13 protein-coding genes are annotated in these 20186 nt (G+C 67.2%); 4 read left to right on the forward strand and 9 right to left on the reverse strand.

Going from position 1 to position 20186, the window contains the following annotated elements:
• Window positions 1-169: 169 nt before the first annotated feature.
• Entirely contained in the window at window positions 170-3328 is a 3159-nt protein-coding gene (locus tag CQ045_RS07680; protein WP_146115205.1) for an AAA family ATPase, read from the reverse strand.
• A gap of 1581 nt (window positions 3329-4909) precedes the next feature.
• Between CQ045_RS07680 and CQ045_RS07685 the strand changes: the two genes are divergently transcribed.
• A complete protein-coding gene (locus tag CQ045_RS07685) occupies window positions 4910-5194 on the forward strand; it encodes a helix-turn-helix domain-containing protein (RefSeq protein WP_258130992.1) in 285 nt (94 codons plus the stop codon).
• A 39-nt stretch (window positions 5195-5233) separates the two neighbouring features.
• Here the strand turns inward: CQ045_RS07685 and CQ045_RS07690 are convergent, their stop codons facing one another.
• The 5 genes from CQ045_RS07690 to dnaB form a co-directional block, all read right to left on the reverse strand.
• Complete coding sequence (locus CQ045_RS07690) at window positions 5234-5989, reverse strand: TatD family hydrolase (RefSeq protein ID WP_105722383.1); 756 nt, start codon at window positions 5987-5989, stop codon at window positions 5234-5236.
• Window positions 5967-7232, reverse strand: coding sequence for a queuosine biosynthesis protein queC (locus CQ045_RS07695; RefSeq protein WP_146115206.1), 1266 nt, complete (start codon window positions 7230-7232; stop codon window positions 5967-5969). Before CQ045_RS07695 ends, CQ045_RS07690 begins: the two co-directional genes overlap by 23 nt.
• The gene (locus tag CQ045_RS07700) at window positions 7229-7984 is read right to left on the reverse strand and encodes a hypothetical protein (RefSeq protein ID WP_105722387.1); all 756 of its coding nucleotides are present in this window, start codon (window positions 7982-7984) and stop codon (window positions 7229-7231) included. Before CQ045_RS07700 ends, CQ045_RS07695 begins: the two co-directional genes overlap by 4 nt.
• Complete coding sequence (locus CQ045_RS07705) at window positions 7984-9765, reverse strand: P-loop NTPase fold protein (protein ID WP_181156493.1); 1782 nt, start codon at window positions 9763-9765, stop codon at window positions 7984-7986. Before CQ045_RS07705 ends, CQ045_RS07700 begins: the two co-directional genes overlap by 1 nt.
• 71 nt (window positions 9766-9836) lie before the next feature.
• Window positions 9837-11210, reverse strand: coding sequence for a replicative DNA helicase (gene dnaB / locus CQ045_RS07710; protein ID WP_105722391.1), 1374 nt, complete (start codon window positions 11208-11210; stop codon window positions 9837-9839).
• 529 nt (window positions 11211-11739) lie between these two features.
• On the opposite strand from dnaB, the gene CQ045_RS07715 reads away from it, so the two are divergent.
• A complete protein-coding gene (locus CQ045_RS07715) occupies window positions 11740-12726 on the forward strand; it encodes a hypothetical protein (RefSeq protein ID WP_105722393.1) in 987 nt (328 codons plus the stop codon).
• A gap of 102 nt (window positions 12727-12828) precedes the next feature.
• On the forward strand, window positions 12829-14502 hold the full coding sequence (locus tag CQ045_RS07720; RefSeq protein WP_308737011.1) for a hypothetical protein: 1674 nt from the start codon (window positions 12829-12831) through the stop codon (window positions 14500-14502).
• A 101-nt stretch (window positions 14503-14603) separates the two neighbouring features.
• On the opposite strand, the gene CQ045_RS07725 is transcribed toward CQ045_RS07720, so the two are convergent.
• Both CQ045_RS07725 and CQ045_RS07730 read right to left on the reverse strand, forming a co-directional pair.
• Window positions 14604-14801, reverse strand: a complete 198-nt coding sequence (locus CQ045_RS07725) for a hypothetical protein (protein ID WP_105722395.1) — start codon at window positions 14799-14801, stop codon at window positions 14604-14606.
• 161 nt (window positions 14802-14962) lie between these two features.
• Entirely contained in the window at window positions 14963-15322 is a 360-nt protein-coding gene (locus CQ045_RS07730; RefSeq protein WP_105722397.1) for a hypothetical protein, read from the reverse strand.
• Between the two features lie 443 nt (window positions 15323-15765).
• Between CQ045_RS07730 and CQ045_RS07735 the strand changes: the two genes are divergently transcribed.
• Window positions 15766-19461, forward strand: coding sequence for an efflux RND transporter permease subunit (locus CQ045_RS07735; RefSeq protein ID WP_105722399.1), 3696 nt, complete (start codon window positions 15766-15768; stop codon window positions 19459-19461).
• A 266-nt stretch (window positions 19462-19727) separates the two neighbouring features.
• Here CQ045_RS07735 and rplI read toward each other — a convergent pair whose 3' ends face one another.
• The gene (gene rplI / locus CQ045_RS07740) at window positions 19728-20180 is read right to left on the reverse strand and encodes a 50S ribosomal protein L9 (protein WP_105722401.1); all 453 of its coding nucleotides are present in this window, start codon (window positions 20178-20180) and stop codon (window positions 19728-19730) included.
• Window positions 20181-20186: the final 6 nt, after the last annotated feature.

A 20186-nucleotide genomic window follows, 5' to 3' on the forward strand; every position in this document is an offset into this window, starting at 1 on the left:
TCCCGGTCGACTGCCGACCGGCCAAGTATCTCCGGGGAGGGTTTCCGGTCGACGTTGGGCCGCCCGACCCCTCATCCTCCGCATATAGGACCGAAGCGCCTGTACCTCTTTGGAGGGGCAGGCAAACCTTGCGACGCCACCTCGCGCCCACTGCGCGGGGAAGTCACTCTCATCTGGGCCCGCGCCACCACCGTCGACGGCGATGAATAGTGACGGCCGCCTGATCGGGAAGAGCAAGCAGCTCCTCAACGCGAGCACCTCCGAGATCGCCATAGATGACGTGCACGAACCGAGCCCGTCGGAACTGCTGACGCCAGGTCACGGCCGAGTCGAACTCTCTGAGGTCGGTCGTCAACCACGGAGTCTCATCCGCATCCATCAGACACAGCTCATCGCCGGTGAGCATGACGGTCCAACCGGCGGGGATCTCCAACGCGTCGCGGGTCGGGTCATGCTCCGGGAACCCGGCCACGCGCATAACCCTCGGTTGGGGGTCCTCCCATCCATGTCCGCGGTTCACTGTCGCGCTGATGTTGAAGAACGCCACTCCTGGCAGGCCAGTAGGAGATGCGAACAGCCACACCATGACGTCCTGGCCACCGTCGTGCATGCGCGTCAGTTCGACGTTCCCTTCCGCGAGGAACTCCTCCGAGAACAGCTCCCACGGCAGATTGAGGGCGCGCGACCGATCGAGCATAGTCACCTGTTCGCGCCACATTGACACCTCGTCCGCGCTCAGAGACTGACCCGCGTGCTGCTCGATCACCTGCAGTGCCTCACGCATCTCTTCCAGGGGCGGGGGCTCAGCGACCGCACCGTCAAGGATTGCCAGTCGTGCCTGCTGATGGGGGGCGAGATCCTCCAAGCTGCTGTGCCAGTCGAGGAATCGTTGCCACGAGGCGTGCCAGCGGGCCGGGAGTTGCGCGAGCACCCGCTGCTGCATGCTGTTGAGAAGGGCCACGCCCACATAGATTCCGGTCTCGACGATCTCGTGTTCCATTGCGCCCGTGTCGCGGGCAGCATTCGCAGCGATCAGGAACGAGTCCATCGCCTCGTCCCACCGTTCGTTTTGCATCAGTATCAGCGCTCGATCCGCGGCCTCCGCCAACTGGATCGACCAACTCGCGAACGCCGTGTCGGGGAGTGCGTGTGTGGCGAGCCCTGACAGCACCTGAAGTTTCCGGACTTCGGCGAGCAGCCCTGTCTCAGAGCTGCCGCGAACATGGAGTGCTCCCGCCATTATGTCCAGAGCCGCCTGGACCATCGGCGTCGAAACTGCGTCAGGGTGCGCGTTCGCCACGCCGAGCGCGAACTCGACGACCCGGTCGATGCGATCCGTGTGCGGTGTCCGGGCCAGCGCTGTCGTAAGTCGGCCCGCGCTCACGAAGAAGTACTCCACCATCCTCATACCCGGGTCCGGGTCGTTCTCGATGCGCTCGGCATACACCCCCGCCGCCTGGGTGAGCCAGAACGCGGCCTGCTCAGCTGACCCCGTCAGCAGCAACAGATCCCCGGCATTGTGCATGGCCGGAGCAAACGGAAGCTGATCTCCAACATCGAGCATCATCGCAGCTACCATCAACACGCTGGTGCCCGCGGGCAAGTAGGACGCCGCTGCCTGAATGCGGGCCGCGTCACGCAACGGTCGCGCGCGACCGTCCAGCGCATTACTCAGCACCAGAACGTATATGCCCGGGTACTCCCAGCGCCCATCGGCCACGAGACGCAACGATTCGTGAACAGCTATCCGATCGCGACCAGGGGCCTCCGGGTCGCGCGAATCCTTCAGGAACCGGGTGACCAAGGACGAACTCGACAACTCCGCGAAAACAACCTCCTGATCGAAACTGACGCGGCGGAGGTCCTCGGGGAGCTCAGCGACCGCGCCCGCCACCGCGTCGAGAGGCACATCATCGCCACCACACAGGAGTCCCATCAGGAGAACTACGCGTGCCGTATCGCTCAGATCATTCCAGGCGAGCAGGATCGCCTGGACGGCGGTGTGGGTGTATCCGACCGGGACGGACTGTTCCTCATCAAGGTCAACGTCTCCGACACGGTCGAGATAGTCCTGCAGCGTGGACAGCCGACCCCCTCGACGGGCGATCCAATGGCAGGCCATGTCAATCGCCAGCGGCCAGTACCCCATCGTCGACGCCAACCGTGCGATGTCCTCCGTCAATACCTGCTCCTGGGCATTGCCCGCACCCAGTCGACGTCGCACGAGCTCGGCGGTCTCCGTCAGCGTGAACGCACCGATCGGACACACGCGCGCATGCGATGCCGGCCAGTTACTATCCTGCGACGTGATGACCACGTCCCCGAACCCGGACGACGGCAGCCAACCTTCGATCGAAGCCACAGATGGTGCACCGTCCAGAACAAGAAGCCACGGATACGGGATCGACTCCAACACTTCCCTCAGTGCCTGGGAAGCGGGCACCGCCGGATCATACGGCTGCCCGAGCTGCTCCAACAGCGTAGGCACCTGTGCCTGCAGAAGTTCCTCGGAACCCCCCGCTAGCCAGACCGCACAGAAGAATCGTTCGCTGCTGCGCTTCACCCACTCACTCACCGCGCTCGACTTGCCGGTCCCCGCCGCCCCCGTCACCACAGCGATGCGGGGCACACCGCTGGAGGAACCGGGCAGTTCTGCGTCAAGGAATACCGTCACGCGCTCCCGACCGATCACCTCGCCGAGCGGGAGGCCAAGAAGGCGACCATACTGACGTCCCCCCGACGCCTGCGCCAGCTGCTGTCCGGGCAGCCGAAGGATCCTGGCGACCATGGCGCCGTCGATGTATTGGTCCGACGCGGCGGTCGCTTTCTCGTCGACAAGATCTCGCAGACGTGACACCACGAGCTGGGTGACATTACCCGCGATCTCGGCGTGAATGGTTGACCGATACCGTGCGATGCGGGTGCGCAGCCGTTCCGCGATCGAAGCCGACGTTTCCGACAGGTCCGTGCGAACGGTCGAGACTCGAGCCACATGAGAGGCAAGGCCGTCAACGGGCAGACCGGCCGTAAGGGCCGAGGCGACGTCCTGCGCAGGGCCGGTGAGCCGACGATTGGTACGAATCTCAAATCGCCCGGACCCCGGATGCTCCGCATGTAACGTCGACAGCATCGAGATCACGTCGGGCCGTGACAGCTGCGTTGACGAAGTGGGGAGTGACGACTTCACCTGAACGGCCACCTGCGGCGCAGCGCCCGGAGAGCTGATCACGACATAATCGGCAGAATCCTGCCCGCGCACATCGACCCCGATCCGCCAAGACCCACCGGCATCAACGTCAAAAGCATCCAGAAGAGCCTCGATCGTCACCAGGTGCTGATACCGGAACCCCGCCGCAGCATCCGCTCCCCCCGAACCCGACACGTCACTCCCCTCGCCGCACACCACGCATCGCGACCATTATCGTGCCCACAGTCGCCGGTCACTCACACCGATCAACCCTGCAACCCGAGCGCGACTGAACAGTCGAAACATCGTCCCGCCCACGAAAACCTCTCCCCGCTCATCGCCAGGAACGACGGATTTCCCGCATCTCGAGAGGCCGAGATCACTTCGTGCATCCGCACTACCGCAACACGCCCGAGCCAGACCGAACTCGCACTGGAGAAGGAAGAGCTGTTCAGTGCCGTCATCCTCCCACCGTAGATTCCACTCACGGTTGAACCACGGTTGAACCACGGTTGAAATCTCGCAATCGCAAACGACAGCCCGGCCAGCCGCGCGAGCCCCAGCCGACGCGCCCAGGAAACGCCCACTCCGTGATCGACTCAGCTCCGCACAGTCTCAGAGTCGTGGCGCGCCGATCTCCTCCCGGCCACAGCCGCGCGCAAGTGTCGACGGATCGTGGTGGCACTACACCCGACCTCACGCGCAAGGTCGGCCACGCTACGCTGCCCACGGTCCCGCTGCTCGGCCAACCAGTCAGGGTCGATACGAAACTGCGCACGCCGCCCTGGCTTCGCGGGGACGCCCTCCGCTGCAAGCGTGCGGGCGATGCTCTGGCGAGATAGGCCGAGCTTCCCTGCCGTTGCCCTGCGCGACAGTCCCTCCGCACTCGCCCAGCGGATCGACACGGCTCGATCCCCGTCTGGGGCGCCCCGAGCCGGCCGGCGAGGGCTCCACGGGTCACGCTTCTCAACCGCCACGGACACCGCGTGCAATTCTGCAGCCACCATGCCGGGCGACGGGCACCACGTGGGGGGCTCGTCCACCCCAGCCCGCTGAAGGAAACCGACGCCCGCAGCATGCAGTGCTGCGAGGACCGGAAGTGGCGCCGTGCGCGAGAACCGATTCACGTCGCTGTCGGTGACGGGTGTAATGACCTCGCCCGCGGGGACCAGCCGCCCCGTCCGGTCACCACTGAGCAGCCGATGAAGGTACGCCCGTGCAAGGACCGCGCGTCGGGGAGAGCCGGTATGCACGTTCTGCGTGATCGCAATCGATTCCCACTCGGCAGGGGGGAGCAGAGCCGAATACTCAAGTGAGCGCCTCCGGGCGTAGTCGATCGGCGTAGCCGTATCGTCGAGGTGTTGCGCCAGACGCACGATCGTCGCGAGTGCACCTGCGCGACGTAGATCGCCGCTGCAAGCGCCCAGTGCTCCGCCGTGTCCTCTCCGGTGAAGTCCTCGAAGACATAGGCCCACGACGCCGGCACCGGCCGTGTCACTCCTCGCCACCAGATCGGGTTGGGATCCGGATCCACCGCCACCTTCTTCATCACGGTCGCACGCATGAGCCGATCTCGACGAGCGACCGGTTGTCATCGAGGTGGGCAGCACACGTGCAGAAGAAGCGGAGAACGTCCGGGGCACAGATTGTTTCGTATGGCCTCCCCGATTATGCCATACGGATTAGGCCATACGGATGTTGTGGAGTGAGCACGCTGAAAGGGTGGCCCGACGGAACGAAGCGACCGAGCAGGAGTGGAGCAGTTACGCTCAACGTCTTGCGACCGCGCTTCGCACTTTCCGAGAGCGCAGCGGCCTGAGCCAGGAGGACGTCGCGTACCGCTCTGGCCTGACCCGGTACACGTATCAGAAGTATGAAAAGGGCGAGTCACGGCCGGGCAGTCCCGCAAATCCGACGCTCCGCACCCTGATCGCGATCGCGCAAGTTCTCACTGTCTCCGTGCACGAGCTGATCCCGGACAGCCCGCCCGACATTCGCGCCCGCTGACCATCGTTACCACAGGGTGTGGGTCACCCACCGCGCTGATCAGTCGGTTCGGGCGATCGCGACCAAGTGTTGAAGGTCCGGTGGCAATCGATGGTGGATGTCAGCGCGCTCCGCCAGCGTGGCGAGGTTGCGGTACCACCGCCGGCGCACCTCACCCAGGGACTGACGGGTGAGGGTCGCCACCCGTTTCTCCAACGCAGCGATGTCTCCGGGCACGCGAGCACCGGTGCGGGACCGTGATGCAGGAAAATCTGTCTCCGGGAGTACTCGATCGAGTGGGAGCGCCGTCATCTGCTGATCGGTCATCGCCGCATTGATTGAGAAATAGCAGCCGGCGGCTGCCGCCCGCTGGGCATCCTCCGGCGTCCCGGTGAACCAGTGCAGAATCACGCCCGGGCGAGGGTTCTTCTCCATCACCTCTACCACCTTCCGCGCTCTTCCCGTGGAATGAACGGAGATCAACGTCGCCGGCGCCGTGCGGAGAATGGTCTCGAAGATGGTCTGCTGCGTGGCACTGTCACCTCGACGATCGAGCCCGACCTCGCCGATCAGGACGGCATCCTTCACGGCGGCGGAGAATCTCTTCTCCGACCATTGCGTGAGAGCTCGGGGGACCCCAGGATGCACTCCGATACCCCAAAGGAGACCCGTCTGAGGGTTCGTGCGCGCAGCGTCAAACTCGTCCAAGGTTCGCGTCATGGCGAAAATCTGCGCGCCGTTGAGCGTGCGGACTTGGGCGGCCGTCACGTCTGGAGCGATGTGCGCGTGGCAGTCAAGGGGCGGGAAGGGGAACACGACTCAACTCTGCCAGTCCGCGCTGGACCAGACTCAGCACCTCGTCGAAATTCGTTCCCGGGGGCCACATCGCCGAACTCAGGATTGCTTCGTCGGATATCCCGAAGGCACAGGCGTCACGCAGCGTTATCACATCACGACGTCGATGATGCACCAATGCGGTCAGGTTGTGTCCGCTCAGCGCCTCACAGTCATAGGTTGTGGGATCGGGGACCCCTGCCCCGAAGAAGGCGCCGCGGCGTACCACGCAGGCCACGCACAGCCCACAGTTGTGATTGGAGTCGCCATGGTAGAACTGCGTTCCCCCTTTCGCGCACGAGAACGATGTCGACGTCGCGGACAGGAACCTGGTGCCCAGGAGCTCCGGGATCGCCGCCGCCACGAGCTCTCCCTTGGTGAGGTCGTCGAACGGGTTGCGCATCACCACGTCGATGCCGAGCGACCGCAGCAACTCTCCCACCAGATGGAATGTGTACGGGTGCGTCGACCGGGTGGTCAGGGTACCGCCGCGACCAGGGTCGAGCGGTGGATTAATGCTCGTGAACCCGTTCTCCGGCACCCACATCTCACCAGCAGAATGCGCGGCTGCGGTCATCACGCCGAGCGTCATGAACATCAGGGAGCGTGAACGAGGTCCGTGATTCTTCCGCTGCCCCGCGTCCCGGAGGAACAGCTCGTGCCTGTCGTAAGGGGAATCCCCGATCGCTTCAGCAATCGTGTTCTGCGCGTGCCGGACGGCTCGGGACGCATCCCGGTGGCCCACGAACCGGACATCGACGTCCGTGTCCCGCAGACCGATCACGGCACCGCACAGAGAATCCAAACCTCCCGAGAGAAGCTGGATGCGTGCAGCGGGCTCAGCAACGGCAAGAGGCAGGATTGCGTGAGCGGCTTTCAGGCCGAGGGTCCAGGAATCCCCGGTCAGCCAATGGAGGATGTCGGCAACGGCGGTGAGACCGCCGTGCGTCCACGGTTCCGGGTCCTCGACGTGGACGACCAGGTCGAGATTGCGGTGCAGGGAGACGGCGGGCTTCGGCGTCGCCGTGTCTGCCAAATACGCGGCGGCCGTGATGCGGAACAGGTCCCGTGCAGCCGGCGGGGCCGCTGCGAACTCTTCGAGATCCCACATGAGTGTCGAGGCGATCGTCGCCACGGGTGAACCGGTGCGTGGCCATTCCATCCGCACTCCGGAACGACTCGATCGCGCTCCCGCCGGAAGAACCTCGATCTGATGCACGGTCATCGCGGATCACCCTTCCCGAACACACGGCACGCTTTCGCTGCCAAGTTTGACGCAAAGTCCGCGACCGCCTGCGGCGTGGCGGCCATCAGTTGGCCGGTGATCTGTCGGACTTTGCCGCCGATATATGTCTTCACACGCTGCTCCAGCTGAACGAGCGCGTTGCCTGCGACCGATGCTCGACGCTCGCTCGTTGTCAGCTGCACAACAGTGGTCCTCCACGCCAGCTCCGTGACAAATCGGCCAATGGTGTCCGCGAGCGGGCCGCCCGCACCCTGCACATCCGAGCGCATGGTGGCCAGCAGTGCCTGTCGCAATGCGGCATCATCCGGGTGCGCGGCCGGTCCGAGAATCAGGCCGATCAGCTCGGTGAAGAGCCGGATGCCGCTGAGACCCTCCAACGAGGAGAAGTCCAACCCGTACTCAACGAGATGAGGAACGTCGCCGACTTCGATGGACGCGAGAGCTTCCAGCACCAGCGAACCCCGCGCCGCCTGACGGCTGAACGGCGCACCGCCCGAATCGCGTCCATCACCCGATGCGGATGCCCCCGACCCGCTGCGCGACTGAAGCAGGTCTCGAACGTTATAGGACCTACCTCGCCTGTCTCCCCGCCCCAATGCCTTCCCCACAGCCGACATGACCGCAGCTGGCAGTTCCGTCCCGCCGCTGCTGAGACCGGCCGCTGCGTCGTACAGCGAGTCGACCGTGTCCGACCAGGCCCCCGAGCCACCGAAGGCGCTTGAGGTGCCCATCAGAACATCACTCCCGAAGACTCCTCATCAATGGCAGTCAGAAGCTCACTACTGATCCCTGGCCGGTCCCGAACAGTGGCCAGCACCTCCGGGAACGACCCCGCAAGCCATGGGATGTGCTGGGCCGAGAGTGCGTGGAGGACGAAGTCATCGAGAAGCGCCTCACTCATCGCGGTCTTCAGGTCGGGGCGCTTCACCGCGAGCGATTGCAGACTCTCCAACGCCGACTCCGACCGATCCCCCACGATCGCCGTAGCAAGGTGACGGGCAACATCTTCGTCCCCCGTCGATGGCATGCTCACCATACTCTCGACAGCCTCTATCCGAACCAGGCTGCTCGTGTCAGTGAGTTGCGCGAGATGCAAACTCTGCCGGTCGTCCAGCACCGCCGCCGACTGGAGCGTCGCCACCGTTGCCGTCGCAAACGACACATACCGGTCAACCCACACAACGACGTCAGAAGCCCGGGGTGGTTCGTTTGCCCACGCGGCAATCTCCGCAGGCACCGCCCCCGCCCCCGCCTCCCAGTCAGCCAGAAGCTGCCCGCGCTTCTCTTCGCTCACCCCGACAAGATCACGGAACTGGTGCGGATAGTTCTGCTCGAGCAACCACAGCTTCATGAGGATGTCGACAGGGAAACCCTCGAACTGCGCCCCCAACATCTCCGCACGAACAGCGAAGCTATTCAGAAAGCGTTTCAGCTGTCGGGGAGTTTCACGCCGTGAACTGCTCATCCCGCGAACGATCTGATTCGCGAGCCGAATGTGCTCATCCGTCGGCATGGACTCATGCATATTCGCAGCCACGTACGGCACCTCGCCCTTGACCCGCCGCGCAGATGCGCGCTCAGCGACAGTGACCGCAAGCCCACGTCCCGCCTCTGCCTGAACGAAAAGCGCCGTAAGGTACGCCACCGCGTCCGCCGATGACAGTCGGGGCAAAGTGAACGGGAGCTGCACGATCTTCTCGGTGTACCGATCAGCAAAACGGCCCCGGCCCCCTCCGTGGCGATCCAGCGCTCCGCGAAGGCTCTCACGGATGAAGTCATCGTCCGCCGCAATGACGAAAGCCATACCCTCTACGCTGAGGAACAGCTTGATGGCCTCCAGTGCGCCGAGCACGTCGTCCGGGAGCGAGCGATCGAGGTCGTCAATCAGCACCACCACCCGACAGTCGCTCATCTGCGTCAGAAGCGCACCAAAATCCTCCCGAAACCCGCGCATCCCCTTCGCAGCCGGTTCATCCGCCGGCTCGGGCATGAGTGCATCAACGAGGCCGCCGAGATCCGGGGTAAGGGTCACCGCCGACTTGATCGCAACCTGCGCCACCTTGCTCCACGAAACCCGCCGGCGCAGAGCGTCCAACTTGGAGATGAGGTCGACTGCCGCGCTAGCGAGTTTCGCCTTCGTGCCCTCTGCGGGCGCCTCCTCGCGTCGTCGACTCAGCTCAGTCGAGATCCCCTCCAGCACCCGACTGATCAACGTGCCCCGAGCGTCGCCCGAATCCACAAACTCCCATGGATCGATCACAACGACGACCACGTCGTCGCGCCGTCGAAGCTCAGTCTCAATCAGATTGAGCGCCGTGCTCTTCCCTCCACCCCACGGCGAATTGAGCCCGACCGTGACCGTATCAAACCGCCGATCCACCACCACATTCGAGATCGCCAGCGCAACCGCCCGCAGACCAGTGAGATCCTGCGTCGCCGGATTGTCATCGAACAGATACCGCGAAGCCCCCATCATCGCCCCCTTTGGCGCCAGTACCGCTACGTCATCCAACAAACCTGGCAACAATGCCAGTCAACTGCCAACTCACAGCGGATCTTGCCAAGTCCCCGCGGAACCTACAGTCAGTGGAAGTCGCCGCCGGGGGCCATGTCCATGAAGCGCGAGTAGTGGCCCTGGAAGGCGACGGTGATCGTGGCGGTCGGACCGTTACGGTGCTTGGCGACGATCAGGTCGGCCTCGCCCGGACGCACGTCTTTGTCGTAGACCGAGTCGCGGTGCAGCAGGATGACCATGTCGGCGTCCTGCTCGATCGAGCCGGACTCACGCAGATCACTGATCGCGGGCTTCTTGTCGGTGCGCTGCTCGGGGCCACGGTTCAGTTGCGAGAGGGCGATGACGGGAACCTGCAGCTCCTTGGCGATGAGCTTGAGGCTTCGCGAGAACTCCGAGACCTCCTGCTGACGCGACTCGACGCGCTTGCCCGACGTCATCAGCTGCAGGTAGTCGATGATGACCATGCGCAGGCCCTCGCGCTGCTTGAGTCGACGGCACTTCGCGCGGATCTCGACGAGTGTCATGTTGGGGCTGTCGTCGATGTAGAGCGGCGCGTCGTTGATGCGCCCTCGGGTCGCGGCGACGGTCGTCCAGTCGCGCGGGTCGAGGTTTCCCTTGCGCATGTTCTGCAGCGGGATCTGACCCTCGGCGCTGAGCAGTCGCATCGCGATCTCGCTCTTGCCCATCTCGAGCGAGAAGAAGACGGAGGGGATGTTGTGGCCGATGGAGGCCGAGCGCGCGAAGTCGAGCGCGAGCGTGGACTTACCCATGGCGGGACGCGCAGCGACCACGATCATCTGCCCGCCGTGCAGGCCGTTGGTGAGCTCGTCGAGTTCCTTGAAGCCCGTGGGCACACCGGTCATCGATCCGTCGCGGCCGCTCGCGGCCTCGATCTCCTCGAGAGCGGCATCGACCGCGATCTGCAGCGGCACGTAGTCTTCGGCGGTCTCGGATCCGGTGATCGAGTAGATCTCTGCCTGGGCGTTGTTGACGATGTCGGTCGCGTCGCCCTCGCCCGCGTAGCCGAGCTGCACGATCCGCGTGCCGGCGTCGACGAGGCGTCGGAGGATGGCGCGCTCCGAGACGATGCCCGCGTAGTAGCCGGCGTTCGCCGCGGTCGGGACGATCGAGGTGAGGGTGTGCAGATAATCGGCGCCACCGGCACGGCCCAGCTCGCCGGTCTTGATGAGCTCGTCGGTCACGGCGACGACGTCGGTGGGCTCGCCGTGCGAGTACAGCGAGAGGATGGCCTCGAAGATCAGCTCGTGCTTCGGGATGTAGAAGTCGGCGCCCTTGAGCGTCTCGATCACGTCGGCGACGGCATCCTTCGAGAGGAGCATTCCGCCCAGCGCGCTCTGCTCGGCGAGAAGATCGTGGGGAGGCGTGCGCTCCGGCGCGCGCTTCGCGCCCATGCGATCCTCTGAGATGTCGGCGATCGACACAGTCTTCCCTTCGATGCGACGTTTCCGATGCGATGTTCTGATGAGGCGCTTCGCCGGCGGGGCCCTGTGGCCTCGGCCACGACGCCACCCTGTACAGCGAAACAGGTGCCTCCGACATTCGGTCGCTCGCCCACGCTACGAGCGACTGTTTCCCCATGCAACACGGCCTGTGGATAACCATGTGGAAAGCGTGCGGACAAAGTCGGAGTGTCTGTGCAGAACGGGTGTGGATAACTCCGTGGAGGGTCCTGAATCAGAAGTTTTTTATACCCTTTGAACAGGGATTTGCTGTTTCCCCAGCCTGTGGATGGGAATCAGTTTAAATCGCGCCTTGAAGGTTGTCCCCTCGTCAGACGGGATGTGCAGAACCTGGGGAAAGTCAAGCCGAGATTTCGCCGGGCGCGTCACAAGCCGACATCCCCGGAAACGCGCGCATAACCCCCTAGACAGGAAGGCCGCTCGCGAGTATCGTCACCCGCAATCGATGCACTTGCGTCGAGGTACGTTGCCTTCGGAGGGGGAGGTCGACGTGGACGTTCAGGCCACCCGACGCGGCGTTCCTGCCGCCGTCTTCTGGGGTGGCCTCGGCGTGCTCGCATGGGCGACGCTCACCGTCCTCGTCGGCGGAGGATCCGCGCACGCCGACGACCAGGCAGAGGGGCCGCTCGACGGTCTCACCTCTCTCGTCAGCAACACCGTCTCCGCCGTCACCGCTCCCGTGACCCCGATCGTCACGCAGGTCGTCGCACCCGTCGTCACGCAGGTGGTCGCCCCCGTGCAGCAGGCCGCTCCCGCCGTGGTCGCCACGGTGACGGAGCCGATCGCGCAGGCTCCTGTCGTCGGACCGGTGACCGCGCCGGTCGTCCACGCGGTCACGGAGACGGCCGCATCGGTCGTCGAGCCGGTCACGGACCTCCTGACCGACGCCCCCGTCTCGCAGCTCACTGATCCGATCCTCGACACCGTCTCCGGCATCCCGGTGGTCGGCGGTCTCGTCACGGACCTCGGCGTGATCTCGGCAGTCGGCGACATCGTCGGCGTCGTCGACGACACCACCGCTCTTCTCGGGAACGTCACGAACGAGACCGTGCCGCCCGTGCTCGAGGCGCTCGATCCGACGACTCCCGCTCCCGGGGAAGGCTCCAGCGGTGTCGCGGAGCCGCCGGCGCCGACGGCGACGGCGACGACCGCTGTCACCGTCCCAGCGTCCCCGGCATCCTCCGCGTCCTCCGCACCCCGTTCCGCGACGTCGAGTGCGCTCTCCGCCTCCACCGGCGCCGCGCCGTCGAGCGACGACGTCACCCCTGTGCCCTCCGGCGCTCCCGCCGGGAGCCCGCCGGGTGCCCCTGTTCCCGCGTCTTCCTCCGCCGGCTCCGCCGGTGGGATCGGCGCTGCCCACGCTCGCCTCAGCGACGTGGGTGCTTCTCCGCTCCGTGCTGGCGAGCGGACATCCGGCGCGACCGACGACGCTCTGCCGTCGTCACCTGTCGCCGACACCGACGTCTCTCCTGACTGACGGACCGTCACGTCGTTCCCCCGGGGACGACAGATGCCGTGCTGCGCGCGCACTCTCATCGCGCGCACCCATCAGACGATCCATCCAGTCAGGAGAACCATCATGCGCACGTACCTCAAGCGGGCCCTCTGGGGCACGCTCATCGCCGGGGGCATCACGCTCCTCGGCGCGACGGCCGCGAATGCGGCCGAGACGACCGGAGACGACGGACTGCTCTCCGGCACACAGGCGGAGACGGCGGTCACTGCACCGCTCTCGGTCGTGAACAACGCGATCTCGGTGCTGGGCGATGCCGTCGCATCCGCTCCGGCACCGGCGCCCGCACCGGCACCCGCTCCCGCACCGGCACCCGCTCCCGCACCGGCACCCGCTCCCGTAGCGGAGACCAGCGGGTCCTCGGGCACGGCATCCGGCACGCAGGCCGCGGTGACTGTGAACCTGCCCGTCACCGTGACGAACAACGCGGTGAGCGTACTCGACACCTCCACGACCAGCGCCCCGGCCGCGACTCCCCAGAGTCCGGCTCCCCAGGCCGGACCGGCCGGGGCGCCTCTCGTGACCACGAACGGCCTGGACGGCGTGCTCTCGGGCACCCAGGCTCTGCTCGCGGTCAACGCACCGATCACCGTCACGGGCAACGCCGTGTCGCTGCTCGGGGACACCGAAAGCGCGGCACCGAGCGGACAGGGCGCCGCAGCACCGGCTCCCTCGACCCCGGTCAGCGCGGGCACATCCGGCGAGGACGGGATCGGCAGCGGCACCCAGGTCACGGCTCCGATCACGGCGCCGATCACGGTGTCGGGAAACGCGATCTCGCTGCTCGGTGACACGAGCTCGACGGGAACCGGCACTGCCGGCCCGACCGGCTCCACACCCGCCACCACGGCGAGCACCTCGGGTGACGACGCGATCCTCGGCGGAACGCAGGCGACTGCGCCCGTCACGGCACCGGTGACGGTGTCGGGGAACGCGATCTCACTGCTCGGTGACACCTCGGCGACCGGCACCGGAGGAACCACCACCGCCCCGACCGCACCCGCGGGCGGAGGCAACACCACCACCGGAACCGACAGCACCCTCGGCGGAACCCAGATCACCGCACCCGTCACCGCCCCCGTGGCCGTGACCGGCAACGCGATCTCCGTCCTCGACGACGCCGCCGTCACCGGCACCGGAGGAACCACCACCGCCCCGACCGCACCCGCGGGCGGAGGCAACACCACCACCGGAACCGACAGCACCCTCGGCGGAACCCAGATCACCGCACCCGTCACCGCCCCCGTGGCCGTGACCGGCAACGCGATCTCCGTCCTCGACGACGCCGCCGTCACCGGCACCGGAGGAACCACCACCGCCCCGACCGCACCCGCGACCGGAGGCAACACCACCACCGGAACCGACAGCACCCTCGGCGGAACCCAGCTGGCACTGCCGATCAGTCTCCCGATCACTCTCGGCGGCAACGCCATCTCGGTGGTCGGCGAGGCGACGGTGACGAACCCCGGCACCGGTCCGGGCACCGACCCGGGAACCGACCCCGGCACGGACCCGGGAACCGATCCCGGAACCGACCCCGGGACTGACCCGGGGACCGACCCCGGGACGACTCCCGGAACCACGACCGGTGCGGCCACCGCCTCCGGCGCGGCCTACAGCGGCCAGGCAGAAGGGCTCGCCATGACCGGCGGCGCTCCGTCCGCCGGGCTGATCACCCTCGCCGCAGTCCTGCTCCTCCTCGGAGGTGCCGGACTCCTGCGACGTCGCCTGACGGCGTAGCGAAAGGCGCCGGTGGTGCGGTCGTCCTCGGGGGAGGAGATCCCGCACCACCGGTGCGCCGCTGCGTCGTTCCCCGCGCCGACGGGAATGCAGCCCCCAGCTCACCGTCGCTCGACGCCGGCGCAGAAGGGCGGATGCCCTGTGGAAACCCTCCGCAGGGCATCCGTCGCGCCCGCATGGAGCTCCTCGCCGGTCCCTACGACCTTTCCCGAGGTCGTGGCGTCGCTGTACCCCGAATAGCGTCCCTTGGCGCCCGGCGTCACCCGCGAGGCGCGCACCACGAGGGTCACCGACCTCATGGCGCATCATCGCCGGCGACAGCGAAGCCGCACAGGCGCTGGCGCAGATGGAGGGCGTTCCCGAGTGGGAATGTGTGGACCGTTCCGAACTCGGTGCGGATCGCGGCCATGCGAGCGGCGGGGAGCCCTCCATGCCTGAATGTCAGGAGGGCGGCGCGTCGTCACTCGGCGACGTGTAGACCGCCCTCATCGAAGACGACGCCCTCGGCGATCAGGCGCTCGCGTGCGGCGTGGTGCACGACGCCGCGCTTGGGCGGGTGGGGTTCGAGCAGGCTCAGCAGGATTTCCCTGGTGGCATTCGGGTGGTGGGCGACCTCGATCCGCACACCCCAGAACCGGTCGAGAGCGAAGCGGGCGAGCGCCGCTTCATCGGCATCCGGATTGTGCGCCGCGGCGGCACGGATCGCCTGATTGGGGTCGGCCACGAGCTGCTCGAACTCCTCCGGGGTGTGCGCACCGCGAGCCAGCAGGTAGCGGCGCTCCTCGTCCGCCAGCTGCTCCGGTGTCTTGCGCTTCCCCATGGCGTCTCCTCCCCCGCAACGCCGATGCGCCCCGGAGCGTCAGTCTATTCAGCGCGTCCGACGTGCATCACCGGAGGGTCAACCCCCGCGAACGTGGTGGACATCTGACTTGGTGCGAACGGGCGAAGGCATTCGTCTCCTCACAGGCCGCGTCGCTTCCGCTCCCGAGCCACGCACGCGGCGGCCGGCTGGCCGGCTGGCGGAAAGTTCTCCACCCGGGGGTGGACGAGGATCAGTCCGCGGGAGGATGCCGCGGCTCACTCGACCCGACAAGCTCGAAGTGTCGATCGTGTCGCCGTCGCTCAGTCGCCTCCATCGAGCTGAGCCCCATCCACCGGATGCGGCACGGGATGACGAGGGACGACTGAGCGCCGGTGGCTTCCGCGTCGCGCGCCTGCTCCTCGACGCTGCCGCGCCCCAGCCGAAAGCACCCTCACCGCTCCATGTCGTTCCTCACGCGCAGCAGCCTCAAGAACCGCCTCATCATCTCCCTCGCGACGCTCGCGATCGTCGTCCTCGGCCTCGTGGCGATGGGGTCGCTCAAGCAGGAGCTGATGCCGTCGATGCAGGTGCCGACGGCCTACGTCACCGCACAGTCGCAGGGACTCGCTCCGGAGGAGATGGCGAGCGGCGTGACCGAGCCCCTCGAGCAGGCGGTCCGCGCGGTGCCCGGTGTGACGAGCGTCAGCTCGTCGACGTCGAGCGGTGAGGCTCAGATCCTCGTCGAGTGGACGTTCGGCGAGGACGACGAGGAGACGCTGCGCGCCATCCGCAGCGCCACCGAGTCGGTCAAGCCGAGTTTCCCGTCCGGCACCGAGCTCGCGGTGGCGTCGGGCGGCGCAGCGGATCTGCCCGCCATGGTGCTCAGCGCGGGCAGCGGCGGCGACCAGGAGGCCTTCGGCGAAGCGCTCGAGCAGACCGTCGTCCCCGCACTGCAGGGCGTCGCCGGCGTGCGCAGCGTCGAGCTCGCAGGGCAGGAGACGCAGCGCATCACGATCGACCTGCGCCCCGCGGACGTCGCCCTGCTGAAGGTCGAGCCGTCGACGCTCGGACCGATCCTCGAGGCGCACGGCGCGGCACTCCCGGCGGGACAGGCGGATTCCGCCGAAGGGCCGCTGTCGATCACCGTGGGCTCGCGACTCGTGAGCCTGGAAGACATCCAGGCCCTCCCCGTGCCGACGGCCGACGGCGCCGTCACGGTCGCCGACTTCGCCGACGTCTCGATCGAGACCGTGCCGGCGCAGACCATCTCCCGCGTCAACGGGAAGCCGTCGCTCACGCTGCAGGTCATCCCGTCACAGGGAGCCAACGTCGTCGACATCTCGCACGGCGTGAATGCGGAACTCGATCGGCTCGCACCGATCCTCGACGCCGAGTTCGTCACCCTCTTCGACCAGGCGCCCTACATCGAGCAGTCGATCCACGACCTGTCGGTCGAGGGCGGGCTCGGCCTGCTCTTCGCGGTGCTCGTGATCCTCGCGTTCCTGCGGTCGTGGCGTTCGACGGTCATCGCGGCCGTGTCGATCCCGCTGTCGCTGCTGATCACGCTCATCGGGCTGTGGTGGAGCGGCAACTCCCTCAACATCCTGACCCTCGGCGCCCTCACCATCGCCATCGGTCGCGTCGTCGACGACTCCATCGTCGTGATCGAGAACATCAGCCGGCGGCGTGGCGACGGTCCCCTCACGGTCGACGGGGTGGTCGCGTCGGTGCGGCAGGTCGCGGGAGCGATCACCGCATCGACCCTCACGACGGTCGCGGTCTTCCTGCCGATCGCGTTCGTCTCCGGCATCGCCGGGCAGCTGTTCCGCCCGTTCGCGGTGACGGTGTCGGTCGCCCTCATCGCCTCGCTCGTCGTCTCGCTCACGATCGTCCCGGTCCTCGCCTCCTGGTTCCTGAAGAACGCACCGGCGCACCGCAAGGCAGGATCGGACGAGGACCGGGCGGCCGTCGAGGACGCGGAGCACGACGCGACACCGGATGCCGGGGCGACGACCGCCGTGCTCGCCGCGTCTTCGCCACCGGACGAGGCAGCCTTCCCGGAGCGCGCGGAGCCGTCCGAGCTCGACGAGATCCACACCGCCCCCGACCGCCTGCAGCGCACGTTCATGCCGACCCTGAACGCCACGCGGCGGCACCCCGGCATCACCCTCGTCGTCTCGGGACTGCTGCTCGTCGCGACGCTGGGCATGACCCCGTTCATCCAGACCGACTTCCTCGGATCGTCGGGACAGGAGAGCCTGCAGGTCGTCCAGACGCCCCCGAAGGAGGCCACCGCAGACCTCGTCGCCGCAGCGGAGCCGGTCGAGAAGTCGCTCGGCAGGATCGCGGGCGTCGCCGACATCAGAACATCGATCCCGATCCCGACGCCCGGCACGCCGACCTCGATCACCTACGACCTGCAGCTGAAGAAGGATGCCGACGTCGCGACGGTCGAGTCGAAGGCGCAGGATGCGCTCGACGCACTGCCCGACAGCGGCGACATCGAACTCGCTTCGCAGGACGCCTTCGTCGCGGGAGCCGGTGACGGCATCGCCCTGCAGATCCGCGGCAACGACCCGGAGGCACTGCGGACGGCGAGCGACCTGCTCGAGAAGCAGCTCGCCGACGCCGACGGCGTGCGATCCGTGAAGAGTGAGCTCACGGGCGAGCAGCCGGTACTGCGGGTGAAGGTGGACGAGCCACTGGCCGCCCGTCTCGGCTTCGACCGCGCGACGATCGCGAAGGCGGTGCAGGAGGCTCTCGCGGGCAGCACCGTCGGCACCCTCATGTTCGAGGGGCAGGAGCGCGACATCGTCGTGCGCACCCCCGGCGCCGCGCGCACCGCCGACAAGCTCGGCGAGATCATGCTGCCGGTCACCCCTCAGCAGACCGCCGCGGCGCAGAAGGCCGCCGCCGACGCACTCGAGGCAAAGGCGAAGGCGAAGGCGGAAGAGGCGCGGGCCGAGGCCGAGAACGAGCTCGACTCCCAGATCAGCACCGCCACGAAGCAGCGCTCCGAGCTCGCCGCACAGATCGGCACCCTGAACGGTCAGCTCGCCGCCCTCTCGGCCGCACCCATCGTTCCGGAAGACCCGCTCGACCCGACCGACGAGGCGGTGCGGAAGGCTCAGCAGGAGCGGGCCGAGCAGCTCGCGTCGCTGCAGGGCGCGATCGCGGGGGCCCAGTCCGGCGTCGCGGCCGCGGACGAGCAGATCAAGGCACTGCGCCAGGCGAGAAGCGATGCGGCTGCCCAGCAGACCGAGGCCGAAGCCGCCGAGGCCGAGCAGAAGGCGGCAGCAGAGGTCACCGGGACGGCGATCCCGCTCTCGGCGATCGCGACCGTCGAGGAGGAGCTGACGGCGCCGACCATCACGCACGCCGACGGCGAGCGTCAGGTCACTCTGACCGTGACTCCGGAGGATGGTGCGCTCTCGGCCGCCGGCATCGCGATCGACCGTGCCATCGCGGAGACCGATCTGCCGGACGGGGTGACCTTCGAGCAGGGCGGCGCGTCGGCTCAGCAGGATGAGGCCTTCGGCCAGCTCGGCCTGGCCATGCTCGGCGCCATCATGCTCGTGCTCCTGGTGATGGTCGCGACGTTCCGCAGCTTCCGCGGACCGCTCGTGCTGCTCATCTCGATCCCGTTCGCGGCGACCGGAGCGATCCTCGGTCTCCTCCTCACGGGGACGCCGATGGGCCTGCCCGCCCTGATCGGTCTGCTGATGCTCATCGGCATCGTCGTGACCAACGCGATCGTGCTCATGGACCTCGTGAACCGGCTTCGCGAAGCGGGTGCGAGCCTCGACGAGGCTGTGGAGCACGGCACCCGCCTGCGTCTGCGCCCGATCCTGATGACGGCCGCGGCGACCGTCTTCGCGTTGATCCCGATGTCACTCGGGCTCACGGGCGGCGGGGTGTTCATCTCGAAGCCGCTGGCGATCGTGGTGATCGGCGGCCTCGTCTCCTCCACCCTGCTCACCCTCGTCCTGGTGCCGATCCTCTACACGCTCGTCGAGCGGCGTCGGGATCGCAGGATCGCCAAGCGCGCCGAGCGGCGAGCCCGGCGGGAGGCGCGACGCGCAGCCGCGGACGGGGAAGCGGAAGACATCTTCGGGACCCGGGACGACGCCGTGCAGGAAACCCCGGGGGTCTCCTGACCTGACTCCAGGTCCCGCCACCGGCGCGACCGGAACGGGCCCGTCGGATTCGACGGGCCCGTTCCGATTGCGCGTGGGTCGCACTCGGTACGGGAAGCCCCGCCGAACGCGCGCCCGCTGCAGGGAGCCGGTGTCGCCGACGATCGCCCGCTCCCGCCCGTCCCGCCGAGATCACGCGAGCGCACCCGCCGCGAGACGCCGAACGCCCCCTGTCCCGGAGGACAGAGGGCGTTCGCTTCGACGGGCCCAGTGGGCCCATCGTGGAATTACTTGGCGGCGACGACCTGCAGCGTGATGACTGCGGTGACGTCGTCGTGCAGACGCACGGTCGCCTCGTGCTCACCGGTCGCCTTGATGGGCGAGGGGATGTGCACCTTGCGCTTGTCGATCGAGCCCAGGCCCGCGGCTGCGACAGCATCCGCGATGTGGTCGGTCTTGACCGAGCCGAAGAGACGACCCTCCTTGCCGGCCTTGACCGTGAGGCGCACCTTGTTGTCCTCGAGGGCGTTCTTCAGTGCGACAGCGTCGTCACGATCGTGGATCGCGCGTGCCTGACGCGCGGCCTGGATCGATGCGACCTGCTTTTCGCCACCGCGGGTCCACGCCGTAGCGAAGCCCTGCGGGATGAGGAAGTTACGGGCGTACCCGTTCTTGACCTCGACCACGTCACCGGCGCTACCGAGCCCGGCGACCTCGTTCGTGAGAATCAGCTTTGCCATCTCGAT

Origin of the sequence: Microbacterium sp. MYb66 (assembly GCF_002979435.1) — a bacterium.
In the GTDB taxonomy this organism is placed as follows: domain Bacteria; phylum Actinomycetota; class Actinomycetes; order Actinomycetales; family Microbacteriaceae; genus Microbacterium.